The organism is Borrelia anserina Es, assembly GCF_001936255.1.
Classification (GTDB): domain Bacteria; phylum Spirochaetota; class Spirochaetia; order Borreliales; family Borreliaceae; genus Borrelia; species Borrelia anserina.
On sequence record NZ_CP013704.1, the window covers coordinates 663,167 to 679,024 of the forward strand.

Annotated in this window: 11 protein-coding genes; 4 read left to right on the top strand and 7 right to left on the bottom strand. The window is 29.1% G+C overall.

The features are described 5' to 3' along the window. Positions 1-5: 5 nt before the first annotated feature. Positions 6-3,224 carry an exodeoxyribonuclease V subunit gamma gene (locus N187_RS03150; RefSeq protein WP_025419791.1) on the bottom strand — a complete coding sequence of 1,073 codons (3,219 nt, stop codon included), beginning with the start codon at positions 3,222-3,224 and terminating at the stop codon, positions 6-8. A 4-nt stretch (positions 3,225-3,228) separates the two neighbouring features. After that, on the bottom strand, positions 3,229-4,674 hold the full coding sequence (locus tag N187_RS03155) for a nicotinate phosphoribosyltransferase (protein WP_025419792.1): 1,446 nt from the start codon (positions 4,672-4,674) through the stop codon (positions 3,229-3,231). 177 nt (positions 4,675-4,851) lie between these two features. On the opposite strand from N187_RS03155, the gene zwf reads away from it, so the two are divergent. Then, on the top strand, positions 4,852-6,285 hold the full coding sequence (gene zwf, locus N187_RS03160) for a glucose-6-phosphate dehydrogenase (RefSeq protein ID WP_025419793.1): 1,434 nt from the start codon (positions 4,852-4,854) through the stop codon (positions 6,283-6,285). Positions 6,286-7,351: 1,066 nt separating this feature from the next. After that, positions 7,352-8,692, top strand: a complete 1,341-nt coding sequence (locus N187_RS03165) for a Na+/H+ antiporter NhaC family protein (protein ID WP_025419794.1) — start codon at positions 7,352-7,354, stop codon at positions 8,690-8,692. A gap of 43 nt (positions 8,693-8,735) precedes the next feature. Here N187_RS03165 and N187_RS03170 read toward each other — a convergent pair whose 3' ends face one another. The 5 genes from N187_RS03170 to ylqF form a co-directional block, all read right to left on the bottom strand. Next, positions 8,736-9,785, bottom strand: coding sequence for an ABC transporter substrate-binding protein (locus N187_RS03170; protein ID WP_025419795.1), 1,050 nt, complete (start codon positions 9,783-9,785; stop codon positions 8,736-8,738). Between the two features lie 17 nt (positions 9,786-9,802). Further along, positions 9,803-10,594, bottom strand: a complete 792-nt coding sequence (locus tag N187_RS03175) for an ABC transporter permease (protein ID WP_025419796.1) — start codon at positions 10,592-10,594, stop codon at positions 9,803-9,805. A 17-nt stretch (positions 10,595-10,611) separates the two neighbouring features. Further along, on the bottom strand, positions 10,612-11,409 hold the full coding sequence (locus N187_RS03180; protein WP_025419797.1) for an ABC transporter permease: 798 nt from the start codon (positions 11,407-11,409) through the stop codon (positions 10,612-10,614). Between the two features lie 2 nt (positions 11,410-11,411). Further along, positions 11,412-12,458: an ABC transporter ATP-binding protein gene (locus N187_RS03185; protein ID WP_025419798.1), complete on the bottom strand. Its 1,047-nt coding sequence runs from the start codon at positions 12,456-12,458 to the stop codon at positions 11,412-11,414. An 85-nt stretch (positions 12,459-12,543) separates the two neighbouring features. Continuing rightward, complete coding sequence (gene ylqF, locus N187_RS03190; RefSeq protein WP_025419799.1) at positions 12,544-13,395, bottom strand: ribosome biogenesis GTPase YlqF; 852 nt, start codon at positions 13,393-13,395, stop codon at positions 12,544-12,546. Positions 13,396-13,537: 142 nt separating this feature from the next. Between ylqF and N187_RS03195 the strand changes: the two genes are divergently transcribed. Together N187_RS03195 and N187_RS03200 are read left to right on the top strand one after the other, a co-directional pair. Continuing rightward, positions 13,538-14,230 (top strand): N-acetylmannosamine-6-phosphate 2-epimerase, encoded by a 693-nt coding sequence (locus N187_RS03195; RefSeq protein ID WP_025419800.1) that lies wholly within the window; start codon positions 13,538-13,540, stop codon positions 14,228-14,230. Between the two features lie 59 nt (positions 14,231-14,289). Continuing rightward, positions 14,290-15,834, top strand: coding sequence for a PTS transporter subunit EIIC (locus N187_RS03200; RefSeq protein WP_025419801.1), 1,545 nt, complete (start codon positions 14,290-14,292; stop codon positions 15,832-15,834). Positions 15,835-15,858 lie beyond the last annotated feature (24 nt).

Below are 15,858 nucleotides of genomic sequence, written 5' to 3' on the forward strand. Positions count from 1 at the left end.
TAAATTTATAGCTTAATAAATTTGGTATAAAAGTCTTGAAGTAGTTTTTCTAAATTTTGATCTATATCTAAGTCATGGGTATCTTTAAATCTGTTGTAATATGGACACCATGTTATATCTCTTTGTTTGAGGATAAATTCCATACCTTTATTAATGCTAATGCTTTTATGTGGATATTTTATTTGTTTTTTTAGTACCGTTGGAAATTTGTTTATATCTTTTATTTTAAGTAGACTTTTCTGTATCAAATCCTTATAAATGGGAGTAGGATAGCTTGATATGTATGATATTTGTTTTAGTAAATTTGTAAGATCAGAAGAGTTTATTGCTTCGTTTGTATATTGGTTATCAAGTGATAATTTGGAAGTTTCATAATTTATTTTTATTTCTTGAATTAAATCTATGTTTTCAATCTCCTCTTTTAACATTAATCCTATTATGTATAGGTCTATTTTCCTGCTAATTTTATCTTGACTGTAATCTTTTTTTTCTATGTTGAGGTAAAAATATCGATTATCAATTTTGTATACATTTTTAAGTTTTCCATTTAACTTAAATTCTAGTATTTTACCTTTGAAATTAACGGGTATGTTTTTATTTAATATAATATCGACCTTTTGTAAAATGCAAAATTCTTGAAAATTAATATCAATATTATTTTTAATTTCTTTGAATTTTGCTATGAATTCTTCTTTTATAGTTGATTTTTTAATATTCGTAGGTATTATTCCCTTTTGAATTTGGTTTTCAATTATTTCATCTATTCTTTCCAATATGTGCTGTTCGTTCGTTTTATCTTTTAGGCATTCATATATTGGTATGAAATTAGTCATGAGCTTATAATTGAAATTATCAGTATTAATAATCTGTTCTTCTTGTTTTTTCTTAATTTCACCAATTTGGCTTATGTCTTTAATATATACATTTAATATTTCTTCGTAAAAGTATTTGTAAGGATTAGTTATGGCTTTATTGATATCTTCTATTCCTAGTGTAATTTGTTTTTTTAATTTAAGTCTTTTCTGTTTAAAGGTTAGATGTTTGCTTTTTTGTAGTGATTTTGCAATATTAAAAGCTTCTATGTCATAGTTGATTAGGTAATTTGCTTTTTTGTGTTTGAAATATTCAAAATTGTAATTTTCATTTGGGTGTATTTCAATTTTGAATTCTTGTCCCATTTCTCTTATGTAACTTACTATTTTGTTTATTACTTTAGGTTGATTAATATCTGGGTTTAGAGATTCGCTTAGTGAGTAATAGAAATAGAACTTGTTTGATGCTGCAAAAATTATTTTAATTAGATTTGAAATATTATCTTGAGTTATATTGGTATAATCATAGTATTCATTTAATAAGTCCATGTTGTTGAAATTAATGTTTGAGTTTAATTTGTGAGTTCCTAAAAAATGAACTTCAGATTTTTGTAAATATTCGATTTTATCTGAGCTGGCTATAAGTATGCTTGTGTTTTGGTTGCTTGATTGATAATCTTTTTTCTCTATGCTCTCCTCAAGCATTATTTTGAAAAGTGCAAAATCAACTTTCCTGTTCTTAACTGTTGCCATGTAATCTTTATGAAGATTTTCATTGAAATCTCTTGAAAAATTTTTAAGGTATTGTATTCTTGTTTTTATGTATTCATCGATTGTATTGTTGTCTTCAAGTTGAATATATTTATCTATGAATATATCTATTATTTCTGCCCATTCATATATTGTATATTCTTGTTCTTTAAAGTATGTTATGTCTTCATATAGACTTTTTATTATGCTTATTAATCTTATTATTGAATCTTGATCTTGAAAGCTTATACTTTCTTGGCAATTGTTGCATTCATATTTTTCATCAAAAATTGTGGATGTGAGAAATCTGTTAAAACCATCTTCCCATGAATTTAGAAAATTTGTGTCATAAGATGAGCTTTCTTTATGACTGTCATTTATTCCAAAGTGAATATTCACTGCGTCGCTAAATTTTATCAGATATTCTAATTCACTTATTGAGATGTTGAATTTATTCATTACTTTTGTATTACTTAAAAAGTCAATTATTTCTTTTCTGTTAAAATCACTAATAGTTCCCTTATTTGAAATGAAAAGTTTCATTAATTGTTTTAATGCTATTATGCTCTTATTTTTTGAGGTTTCTTTGGGATCTAAGATAGTAAATTCAAGTTCGTATTTGCTTAAAAATTCTTCTATGTATGGCAAGTATGTGTCTATATCTTTTGGTAGGCAAGTTATTATAATGTCATTTATTTTTAAATTGTTATTTTGTGTTGAGTATAAAATATTGTTTACTAGAATTTCTACTTCTCGTTTTTTTGTGCTTGCTTCTATTATTTTAAAACTATTGTCTAAGTTTAGTAAAGGATTGCCATTTATAATATTATTTTTAAAACTTGCTAAGAAATTTTTCTCTTCAAATAATTGGATATCAATTTCTTGTTTTATTTGTATGCTTGAATTAAATCTTTTGATTTTTACTGGTACTAGTTCATCTATGAGTTTAGATTGGATGTGAGTTATATCTTCGAGTATTAATTCGTATATTGTGATGTCAAAGATTTTTTGCAAGCAATGTAAAATTTTTCTGTCAATTTCTCTGCTTTCTCCTATAACTATTATTCTTTTTGTTTCAATGCTTTGCTTAGTGTTTGTTATCTCTTGTTCTATTGTTTTGTGAAAATCAAAAATGTTAATTTGATTTTCAAATAGTTTTTCAAATAGTTCCTTTTGCATTGATTCATAGAAAATCTTATTCTTGTCTTCAAATAAAAGTTTATTTTGTCTCCAATTATCAATTAGATTTGAAAATTTAGAGTAGTATTTGTGAAAAAGAGTTATTATTTTGGATGCAAAGATATATCTGTTTTTTGTTGATTTAAATTGTTTGATATCTTTTATTTTATTGTCTTTTAATATGTGATATAGAATAAATTTTTCTGTTTCTGAGTAAAGAAGCAAGGTGTTGTTTTCTAAGAAATTCTTTATATTGTGATTTTCTATTGAAAGGTTATATATTGTTTTCATTATATTTTTTTTTATATGAAGGTTATATGAAACTTCATTCATGGTTGCTAGGTATTTTTTAATTTCTTCTTCTAAAATATTGCTTTTTGAAATGATGATGGTTTCTTTTTTAAATATGTCATCATTTTTAATTATCTCTTTGATTTTATTGTAAATTCTACTTACTTTGTTTGTTTTATATATCTTATACATAGTGTTATAGTGTTTTGTTTGCTTTGGTGAGTTTGTTTCTTAATTTTTTTAATTTTTCTGTGATGCTTACTTTGTACATATGTGGATTTATGAGTCTTTTGTATGTAGGATCAATTTTTTTAAGATCGCTTTTAACTCTTTTTCTTATATTCTCTAGGGTTAATTTATTATTGTTATAAATTTTACCGTTTTCAAAAATTGTATGTGTTAGGAATTCAAAGCTTTCGTATGTTTTTATTTTTTTAAGTATATTTTCTTGTGTAGGGTGGAAGATTGTAAATTTCTTTTTTGAGCTTAACATTTTTTTTATTTCTTCTTCTTCTTCTTTTAAAAAAATTAGGTCAAAAATCATTTGTTCGTTTGAATATATTCTGACAACCCCTTTTTCAGAAGGGAGGGTTGCTTTGTCAATGTTATTTGATATTTTCATTTTAGGGATAAAGTTTCCGTTTTGTTGAATTGATATCATTTTATATACTCCTGAAAGATTGGGATCTCCTTTTGCAGTAACTAGATTTGTTCCTACGCCCCAACAATCAATAGGGGCATGAATTGAGTTTAGATACATGATAATCTCTTCATCAAGTTCGTTTGATATAATAATTTTCACCTCGGATAATCCATTTTCGTTGAGCTTTTTTCTTACTTCTTTGCTTAAGTATTCAAGATCGCCACTGTCAATTCTAACAGAAAAATTTTGGCTTCCTTTGTTCTTTAGTGCTCTGAAAACTTTTATTGCATTTTTAAGTCCGCTGTTGAGTGTATCATAAGTGTCAATTAGTAAACTTACGTTGTTTGGATATGTTTTTGCATATTCCCAAAAGGCTTCTTCTTCACTTGTGAAACTCATTACCCAGCTGTGAGCCATTGTGCCAATTACGGGAATGTTGTATTTATATCCTGCAAGTACATTGCTTGTAAAGTCAGCACCCCCTATGTAAGCAGCTTTACTTGCTGAGAGTGCTCCATTAATTCCTTGAGCTCTTCTAAGACCAAATTCAGCTAGGTTTTTAGCTCCAGCTTCTTTTATTCTTGCTGTTTTAGTTGCGATTAGACTTTCAAAATTTATTGTATTTAATACCAAGCCTTCTATTAGTAAAAGTTCGATTAAATTTCCTTCAATGGTTAGTATGGGTTCATGGGGGAAAACGATTCTTCCCTCTTCTATTGCACTTATTTTGATGTTTAATCTAAGTTTTTTTAAGTATTCTAAAAATTTTTTGTCGAAATACTTTAGTCCTTCTAGATATTCAATCTCTTCTTTTCTGAAATATAGTCCTTTTATAGTATTAATTAATGTATGAATTCCTGCTAGAATTATGTATCCATTTTTAAATGGTGTTTTTCTGAAAAACATTTCAAATTTGGCTTTTGGATTGATATCTTTTGTTAAATAAGCATTCATCATTGAAAGCGCATAAAAATCTGTAAATAGTGGTAAATTATTCATTGTTTTTACATTATACACTATCTTGATTAACATTTGATCCTAGAATTTTGTTGCATTTGTCTTAAACTGGCTTAGTCGTTAAGTTTAAGGTAGATGTAGTTATTGCTGCAAAATATGATGTTATATCATGGTTTTTGATGCGACAATAATAGTATAATTATCTGTTGGAGATATTTTATGAGTGAAAAGAATGTATCTAATTTTGATATTGTGATATTTGGTATTACTGGTAATTTATCTAGAAGAAAACTTATTCCTTCTCTTTTTAATTTGTATAAAGATGGTTATATTAGTAATTTTAGGATTATTGGATTTTCACGAAGATACTTTACTGATGAGGAACTTAAGATTTATATTAAAGATTCTTTGTGGCAAGAAGAGTCTACTGCTTTAATTGATGATTTTCTAAAATTTTTTGTTTATTTGTCAGGAGATTTTAGGGAAAGGAGTGCTTATTTAAAATTGTCATATCTTTTAGCTAATAGAGAGAGAATATATTATCTTTCAACATCTCCTGAATTTTATGAGGCAATAATTGAGAATTTGAAATCATGTTTATTTAATGATACTTCTTGTTTGTCTAAGATCATTCTTGAGAAGCCTTTTGGTAGTAGTCTTGATACGGCTAGGTGTTTAAACTCGCTTCTTTATTCTGTGTTTAAAGAGGAACAAATCTACAGGATAGATCATTATTTAGGCAAAGAAACGGTTCAAAATATTTTTACATTTAGATTTGGGAATTCTATTTTTGAGCATATTTGGAACAGTCGTTATGTGGATTTTATTCAAATTACCGTAGCAGAGGAGGTCGGGATTGATGGTAGAGCTGAGTATTATGATTCTGTTGGCGCCTTAAGGGATATGGTGCAGAATCATATTTTGCAACTTTTAAGTCTGATTGCAATGGAGCCTCCTATTGGTTTTAATGCTGATTTTATTCATGATGAGAAGGTTAGGGTTTTAAAGAGTTTGAGAAAATTCAATAGAGAAACTGTGCTAGATCATATTGTTAAAGGACAATATGTGCGTTCTCAAGTACAAGGAATTTTAAAGAAGGGATATAGAGAGGAAGCTAAATTTTTAAGTACTTCAAATACTGAAACTTATTTGGCTATGAAATTGTTTATTGATAATTGGCGTTGGTTTGGGGTTCCTTTTTATATTAGAACAGGAAAGGCACTTGTGAGGAAATTTTCAGAAATATATATTCAGTTTAAAAAACCTGATTTCAATATTTTCAATATTAAGTCGAATAATCTTTCAAATGCTTTGATTTTTAGAATTCAGCCAAGGGATGGTATTGAAATTAAGTTTAATGCTAAACGTCCGGGATATAATTATGAGATTCAGGAAGCTAATATGGGATTTTCTTATCATGTTTCATTTAACAAATTTTTTGGTGAATCTTATGAGAGATTGCTATTTGATGCTTTTTGGGGTGATAGGACTTTGTATGCTCGTAATGATGAGATTGATAGTTCTTGGGAATTTGTGTCAGATATTCTTGATAAGTGGGAAGATATTAAGAATTGGGATTATTTTTATGGCTCAGAAGGACCAGTTGAGGCAAATATGCTTTTAGAAAAGGATCATTTTTGGCGTAAAATGTAGATATTGAATATATGAGTTTTATAATTACTAAGTGAATAATATGGAATCGATGTTTACTTTATTTATTTTTTATGTTTACTGTTGTTTTGAATAATTTTCTTGTTTTTTTGTCTAGTTTAAGAATACTTTTGCTTTAGATTTTTATTGCAAGATTGATTATATTTTTATCTTAAGAAGAATAATCTTGGTATAGATTTAATATTTAATTTTTCGTTTATGTTTAGCTTTCTATCCAGTATAGGTTTGTTTTTATTTTTTTTATATAAAGGTTCTTAAATATTTTATTTTGTGGTATAATATCAAGAATATATATAATTAATGAAGACAATTTATTGTACTGACTTTTGTCTTTTTAGTTTTAGTTAAGGGATGTTAATATTAGGCTCGATTTTGTTGGGTTTTTTCCCTTTGTTGTTTTCTTGATAATAGGGGCTTTTTCTATTCTTTATAAGAGATAGAATTAGGTAGTATTGGAACTAATTAAAGGTTTGAAGATATGTGAATTTTGTATATATAGATTGTTTGTACAAATATTATGAATTATTTGTCTTATTTTCTTTCATAGAAAGACTTTTATTGAAGGTATCGTAACGTATTATGGGGGGGGTATGAAAACTTGTGATTGGTTTGTATTTCATATGTAAAGAAGATTTGCTGGGGTAAAAAATAGGAATGGTTTATTTAATTTTTCTCTTTTGATATTGATATTTCTTAATGGTACGATCGCTATGCTTATTTGTATTAATCTTGAAAGGAAAGTATCTATTTGTGGTTACATTTCTTATTGTTAAAAGTGTTCCTTTTTGGGTATATTTGCATTTTGTCAGGTTACGGATTTATATGATGCTTGTGGGATGTAAGGAGATTGTTCTTTACATAGGTAGTTATATTTTTAGTTTGTCAGTTATTTTTCTGTTTTTTTATTTTATCTATGGTTGGTCTTGAGATAGGGTTATTTTTTGGGTTATTGCTGAGGATTGAATTTATTTGAGATTGCTTAAATTGCATGAGGGATCTGAGTAATGATTCATAGGTGTGTGGATTATATATTTATAGGGGGTTTAAGATGGGTAAAGTTAGTCATGTAAAGCCAAATTTTTTAGGGCTTGTGCCTTTTCTTGTTTTTATTGTTGTTTATATGGGAACAGGATTGGCTTTAGAGATTCAGGGTGTAGAGATGGCTTTTTATCAGATGCCACCAATAATTGCTATGGTATTAGCTATTGTTGCATCATTCCTTTTATTCAAAGGTTCATTTACAGATAAGCTGAATGAATTTATCGAAGGATGTGCACAGAATGATATTATGTTTATATCTTTCATCTTTCTCATTTCAGGTGCTTTTTCTGCTGTTTGTAAGGAAATAGGTAGTGTTGAAACCGTAGCAAATATTGGACTTAAGTATATACCTGCTAATTTGTTGGTAGCAGGCATATTTTTAATATGCCTTTTTCTTTCTACTGCAACTGGCAGTTTTCTTGGTACTGTTGTAGCTATTACTCCAATTGGCTTTGATATAGCGAATAAAAGTGGTATTCCACTTCCAATGGTTGCAGGGGCTGTGCTTGGAGGTGGTGCTTTTGGTGATAGCATGTCTTTAATATCAGATACAACTATTATTGCAAGTCGTACCCAAGGGGTTAAAATTATAGATGTTTTTAAGAATGGTGCTTTTCTTACATTCCCTGCATCCATTTTATCAATTGTAGCATTTGCTGTTTTAGGCTCTTATGTTGATAGTATAGGGGTTAATGTTGATCTTGGTGAGATAAGTTATGTGAAGGTAATTCCTTATCTTTTTGTTATAGTTTTTGCATTTTTAGGAGTAGATGTATTTTTAGTTTTATTTTTTGGAATATTGATTGCTGGTAGTATTGGTATTTTAAATGGCGATTTAACTTTACTTTTAATGTGTAAAAAGCTTAATGAGGGACTTTTAGATTTAAGTGAGATGCTTATTCTTGTTATTTTTACAGGGGGAGTCTCTTATATGACCATTAGGCATGGAGGTTTTGAGTGGGTTTTAACTAAGTTAAAGTATTTGGCTAAATGTAGGAAGAGTGCTGAGTTTACAATTACTTTTTTAATAATGATGGTGACAGGGTTTCTTTCTAATAGTGGTCTTGCAATTTTAGTTAATGGGACTGTTACTAAGGGTATATCTGAGGCTAATTCTGTATGTCCTAAGCGTTGTGCGGCATTACTTTCAATTTCTTCTTGTGCTTTGATTGGTGCTTTACCGTATGGCATGCATATGATAAGTGTAATAAATATTGCCAAAGGCACTATATCTCCAATTGCCATTATGCCATTTTTATTTTATCAAGTGTTTTTGGCTGTTATTATTATTTTGTCTATAGCTTTTTTTGGATTAAAAAGTCGACTTTTAAATTCTTTTAGAAGTTGAGTAATATGAAGGCACCTTTTATTTAAAGATGCCCTAAATTTTGTTAGGATGATAATTCTATGTATATTCTCATTTGTTCTTCTTTTACTTTTTTGGGTATTGTTTTAAATACTTCGTATTTTGAAAAGTCTTTTGGAACAAATTTTTCTTCTAAGTATAAATTGATTTCAGGATTGTTCTTTGCTTCTTCCTTTAATTGACTGAATACATTTTTGTTTGGTGAATTATATCTTGTCTCTTCGAAGTTTGCGTAAGATGCCTCATTTTCATAAAGAAAGTTTATGAATTTATAAGCAAGTTCTTTATTGGGTGCATCTGATGGAATGACCATGACATCAATCCAGATATTTGTATTCTGAGGTACATAAAAATCTAAATTTGGATCTTTGAGCATTGCATCTAATGCTTCTCCGCTCCATGTTAGTTGGATAGATGCTTCACCATTAAGCACTAGCGATTTTGCGGCGATATCTGAGAAATAACCTATTACTAAGGGAGCTTGTTTTTTTAATAATTCTTCGGCTTTTTTGAGTATGGATATGTTGTGTTCATTGAAGGAATATCCAAGTTTTTTAAGTGCGACTCCGATATTTTCTTTTGGAGAGTCTAGCATTGCAATTTCTTTTTTGTATTTTTCGTTAAATAATATATCAAATTCATTCATGTCTTTTATGTCAACTTTGGTTTTATTGTAAAGTATTCCCATAACTCCCCAAAATAGAGGTATGGAATAAGTATTATCAGGGTCGTATTCTAGTGTTTGAAGTTCGTCTAACAGATTACTTTTTACATTCGGTAATTTAGAATGATCTAGCATTTCAATTTTTTTTGTACTTGCTAATTCTCCAACTAGATATTCTGATGGAACTATGATATCATAATAGCCTTTTGTATTATTGAATTTGGCCATCATTTCTTCATTATTATTGAAACATTCATAATTTATTTTCACATTATTTTCTCTTTCAAATTGGGCTAGTAGTTTCTCATCAATATATTCTGCCCAATTGAGAATATTAAGAGTACTTTGTGTCTTTTTTGAAGAACAAGATATAACTATTAAAATTATTATGGATACTAAAATTTTTTTCAACATTTAACTCCTTTTTATTAAATTTCTGTATCTATTGTTAATTTTTTAATACCTATACATTTATTAATAATAAATAAGAGGCTTAGTATTACAAAAAATAGTATAGAAGAGATTGCGTTTATTGTGGGTTTTATCCCTTTCTTAGTTAAAGAATTTATGAGTATTGATAAATTATTAAATCCTTGACCCGTTGTGAAAAATGATATTAAAAAATCATCAACTGATAATGTAAATGCAATAAGACTCCCTGTTATTACGCTTCCAATTATTTCTGGGTATATTATGTTTTTAAAAATTTGACTATCTGATGCACCAAGGTCTCTAGCTGCTTCAATAATGTTTTCTGGAAGAGAATATAGCTTGGGCAAAATTATTATTATTATGTAAGGTGTTGAGAAGATTATGTGTGATACTAGCATTGTAGAGAAACCTAGCTGTATTTTTATTAGAGAATAAAATGTCATTAAGCTAATTCCTGTTACAATGTCAGGATTAATTATTGGTATTTTATTTATTGATAACAGGATGGTTTTTATTTTGTTGTTTTTTGTTTTGTAAATACTGTAGGCCCCTAGGATGCCAATTGCAGTAGAGATTAAGGATGATGTTGTTGCTACTAATAAGGTATTATACATGGCTGTTTTTATTTGCTGTGATAGAAAGACTTCTTTGTACCATTTTAGGCTAAATCCTTGAAAGAAAAATCCATTATCTCCTTTATTAAAAGAATAAACTACTAAAATTAGTATGGGAGCATAAATAAACCCAAATGTTAAAAATAAGAAAGTATTTTTTAGTATTTTTAGCATATGAGTATCCTTCTATCCTACGTTGCCTTATGCATTAACTTAAGTATTGTTAAGTTAAATGTTAATATTACTATCATGACAATAAATGAAATAGCAGCTCCAGTGTGCCAATCCTCTACGAATAAGAATTGTTTTTCGATTAAATTTCCGATTAAAATTTGTTTAGAGCCTCCTAGCAAGTCTGAGATAATAAATACTGTGATTGATGGAATGAATACCATCATTATTCCTGTTGCGAGGTATGATAGTGTTAATGGCAGCTTTATATATAATAATATTTGCCACATTCTTGCACCAAGGTCTCTTGCAGCTTCAATATACTCGTATTTTATTTTTGAGAGTCCTATGTATAATGGTAAGATCATAAATGGTAAGAAGTTATATACCATGCCGATTACTACAGATTTTTCATTATAGATTAATTCTATGGTTTTAAATCCCATTGCTTGAAGTAAGTTATTAATAATTCCATTTTTTCCTAATATTCTGATCCAAGCATAAGTTCTAAGTAGAGTGTTGATCCACATAGGAAGTATTATCATTATTGTAAGCATATTTTGAACGCTTTTTTTTGACATAGATATAAACCATGCTGTAGGATATCCAATTAGCATACAAAAAATAGTTGTGATTAGGGCAAAATTTATGCTTCTTGAAAAGATTTTTAGATAGCTTGGTTCTAGTAATCTTAGAAAGTTTGCAAATGTGAGCTCATTACGCTCATTTAAGAATCCTAAAGCTATTATTATTACTAGTGGTAAAATAATGAGGAATAATAGAAATAAAGTATATAGCACTAAAACTGCTCTATTCATGTTTATTGTTCCTTACACATTACATGAATGTCATCAGGTCCTAATGATATATCAACTTCTTCACCAACTTTTGTCAGTTTTGTACTTTGAACTAACCAATTAGATTTTTGAATTTCTAGTGTCATTTCATAGTGCACGCCTTGGAATACTGCTGAAGTAATTATTCCACTTAAATCTCCTTGTCCTTTTGGCAGTATTTTTACATCTTCTGGTCGTATTACAAGATCAACAGGCTCTTTATTTTTAAATCCTTTGTCAAGGCATTTGAAATCTTTACCAAACATTTTGACGACGAATTCTTTTTCATACGTTCCTTCAAAAATGTTGCTTTCTCCAATAAAACTTGCCACAAATTTTGTTTTGGGTTCATTATAAATTTCCTCAGGTGTTCCAATTTGAAGGATTACTCCTTCATTCATTACTGCTATTCTATCGCTCATTGTTAGTGCTTCTTCTTGATCGTGTGTGACATATATAAATGTTATTCCAATCTTTCTTTGTATTTTTTTAAGCTCTCTTTGCATTTCTTGTCTCATCTTTAAATCAAGGGCCGAGAGTGGTTCATCTAGTAGTAAGAGTTTAGGTTCCATAATTATTGCTCTTGCGATTGCAACTCTTTGTTTTTGTCCGCCTGATAGTTCATTTATATTTCTATAGGCGTATTTTTGCATATCAATTAGTGAGAGTACATCTTTTACTTTTTCTTTTATTAAATTTTTATTTATCTTTTTCATCTTAAGTCCAAATGCGATATTTTCAAAAACATTCATGTGTGGAAAGAGTGCATAGTTTTGAAATACGGTGTTAATCTCTCTTTTGTTAGGCGTAATTTTTGAAATCTCTTTTGATAAGAAATAGATTTCTCCTTCAGTTTGATTTAAAAAACCTCCTATTATTCTTATTAATGTTGTTTTGCCACATCCTGATGGACCAAGGAGAGTAATAAATTCATTCTTTTTAATTTTTAAATTAATTGTGTCTAGAGTTTTATTATCACTATTAATGTAATAATGACTTAATTCTTTAGTCTCTAGGATGTTATTATTCAACTAATAGGGCCCTCCTTTTTACATATGCCTATTAAGTCATATGCAAATAGATTATACTTTATATTAATGCTTATGTAAATGGCTTTTATTTATTTTTATTATGATGTTTTACGTCAAGTATAATTTTCCCAAATTTTCCTTCTCTATATTCTTTTATTAGTATTTTTGATGCTTGTTCAAGATCTATTTCATTTTTTTTATTTATGAATCCTCTTGTTCTTGCAAATTTTTCTAAAATTTCAAGTGAGTCTATTGACGTTATATTGTATTTGTTTAGTAGTTTAGTTTTGTTATTTATGTGCATTTCTCTGAGTAGATATAGTGCAAGTTCTGTGTTGTCTATTGTTTCATTTTTTATCATATCTAGTATTGCAAGTTTTTTTGCAATCTCTTGGTCTTCTAAATTATGCCATAATATTCCTGGTGTGTCGAAGATATTAATTTTTTCATTTACTTTCACTATTTGTATATTTTTTGTGTATCCTGGTTTGTTTGCAACACTTGTGCTTTTTCTTCCTACCAATAAGTTAATTATTGATGATTTTCCGACATTTGGCACCCCAATTAATAAGGCTTTTATTTTTTCTCTGTAATTTCTAATTTTTTTTACGTTAACTGTTTTCTTTATGTTATCTATTATTTGTTTTCTCATTCCTTTTTTATATATGTTTGTTATTAATACATTATTTCCAAGTGTTTCAAAATATTCTTTCCATTTTAAAATTTCTTCTTCTTTTACAAGATCTGATTTGTTTAAAAGTATTATTTTATCTTTATTTGAGTTTTTAATTATTTTTTCAATTAATGGATTTTTACTGCTAAGTGGAGCTCTAGCATCAAGTATTTCTAATACAATATTTGTTCTTTTAAGATTTTCTTTGATTAAGTCCGAGGCTCTTTTCATGTGGCCAGGGAACCAGTTAATTTTGCTTGACATTTTTAAATTATAACTTAATTTAATAGTATATGAAATTTGTGTTTTATGTGTTTAAGTTATATAACTAATTGTATCTTTTTTGAAAATATTATATTTTATAGGCCTAATCTTTTTTGAATGATTAAGTCATAGGAGGTTTGATATTATTGGAGGAAAAATTAAAAGAGGTTTAATTGTTTCTTGCCAAGCACTTGAAGGGGAGCCATTACATAGTAGTTTTATTATGTCTAAGATGGCCTTAGCGGCAAAGATGGGCGGGGCGGTTGGAATTAGGGCCAATAGTATTGTAGATATTCATCAAATAAAATCAGAAGTTGATTTGCCCATAATAGGTATTATTAAGAGAGTTTATAATGATTCTCCTGTTTTTATTACCCCTACTATTAAAGAAGTAGATGAACTTTGTAGTGAAGGAGTTGATGTGATTGCTATTGATGCTACTCTTAGAGAACGTCCCGATGGTGTTTTGTTGTCTGAGTTTTTTAATAAAATTAAGGAGAAGTATCCCAATCAGCTTTTGATGGCAGATATTGCTTCTTTAGAAGAAGCTGTTAATGCAGATAAGCTTGGATTTGATTTTATTGGTACTACTTTACATGGATATACTAAGGGTACTGAAGGGTGTAATATCGCAGATAATGATTTTGCCTTTTTGAAAAATTTAATCAAATGTAATTTTAAATCGAAGTTGATAGTTGAGGGGAAAATTGATACTCCTCTTAAAGCTAAGAGAAGCTTTGAGTTAGGAGTTTCTTTAGTTGTTGTAGGTGGGGCTATTACTCGGCCTATGGAAATTACAAAAAGTTTTGTTGATAAAATGAATGAGGTTAAGTAGATTGGAGAGTGTTTATAATACTTTAATGTATTTCTTTTTTAAACATATAGGAGGGTTTTATGGGGAGATTTTTTGAGAGTGCCCAAAAATTTGGGCGTTCTTTTATGTTGCCTATTGCTATTCTTCCTGCAGCAGGATTATTTTTGGGTGTTGGAGGTGCTTTCTCTAATCCGGCAACTATCAGTGCATATTCGTTTTTGGATTTATTTTTCCTTCAGGCAGTGTTTAATATAATGAGTACTGCAGGTGCTGTTATTTTTGTTAATTTGCCTCCAATATTTGCAATTGGGGTTGCTGTTGGGCTTGCAAAATCAGACAAGGGAACAGCAGGACTTGCTGCTTTTATTGGATATCTTGTTTTAAATTCTACTGTTGGTATTTTAATTGATATGTTTGGGAAAGCTGAGGATCTTTCAAGTGGAGCTGTTGGGTCGATCCTTGGGATTAGAACTTTAGAGACAGGTGTTTTTGGTGGGATTATTGTTGGTATTTTGACTTATTATCTTCACAATAAGTTTAATAAAGTTGAATTTCCAAGAGTTCTTGGATTTTTTTCAGGGTCTAGGTTTATACCAATAGTAGTTTCTTTTTCAAGTATTCTTCTTGCTATGTTTATATTTATGTTTTGGCCTTTCATGCAGTCTGGAATTAGTAGAGTAGGTGTGTTAGTGGATGCAACAGGCTATGTTGGTACTCTTATATACGGTATTTTTTTACGAATGCTTGGTCCTTTTGGGCTTCATCATATATTTTATTTGCCCTTTTGGACAACTGGTCTTGGTGGTTCTGAAATTATTGATGGTAAGTTAATTGAAGGAACTCAGAATATCTTTTTTGCTGAACTTGCATCTCAAAGTACTGATAGATTTTTTGTTGGAACTAGCCGTTTTATGAGCGGAAGATTTATTACTATGATGTTTGGACTACCTGGAGCTGCTCTTGCGCTTTATCGTGTTGCAAAGTCTAGTCAAAGAACAAAGGTTTTTGGTCTTTTATTTTCATCAGCTTTAACCTCCTTTTTAACGGGAATTACGGAACCACTTGAATTTTCTTTTCTCTTTGTAGCACCAGTTCTTTATGTGGTTCATGCAGTGTTTGATGGTTTTGCATTTATGATTTCTCATATTTTGCAAATCACAATAGGACAAACTTTCTCTGGAGGCTTTATTGACTTTGTTCTTTTTGGTATTTTGCAGGGGAATTCAAGAACAAATTGGGTTTTAGTTCCAATGGTAGGCGTTTTTTGGTTTTTCCTATATTACTTTAGTTTCACTTTTTTAATATCTAAATTTGATTATAAAACTCCTGGTAGGGAAGATATTGAAGATTCTAATAGTACATCTCTTTCTGATGCAAGTGAAAAGGGAGGTAACATTGCTTCTCAAGTGGTTATGGGTCTTGGAGGACTTGATAATATTATCGAACTTGATTGTTGTGCTACAAGGCTTAGAGTTACTGTAAAGGATTCTTTGAAAGTTGCAAAAGAGACTTTGGAGGGTACTGGGGCTAAAGGGATTCTTGTGAAGAGTGGTGGTGTTCAAGTGATTTATGGTCCTGATGTCAGTGTACTTAAAAATGAAATAGAAGAAATTCTTGGTGATTGATAATAATTTAGATTCTTGAAGCAA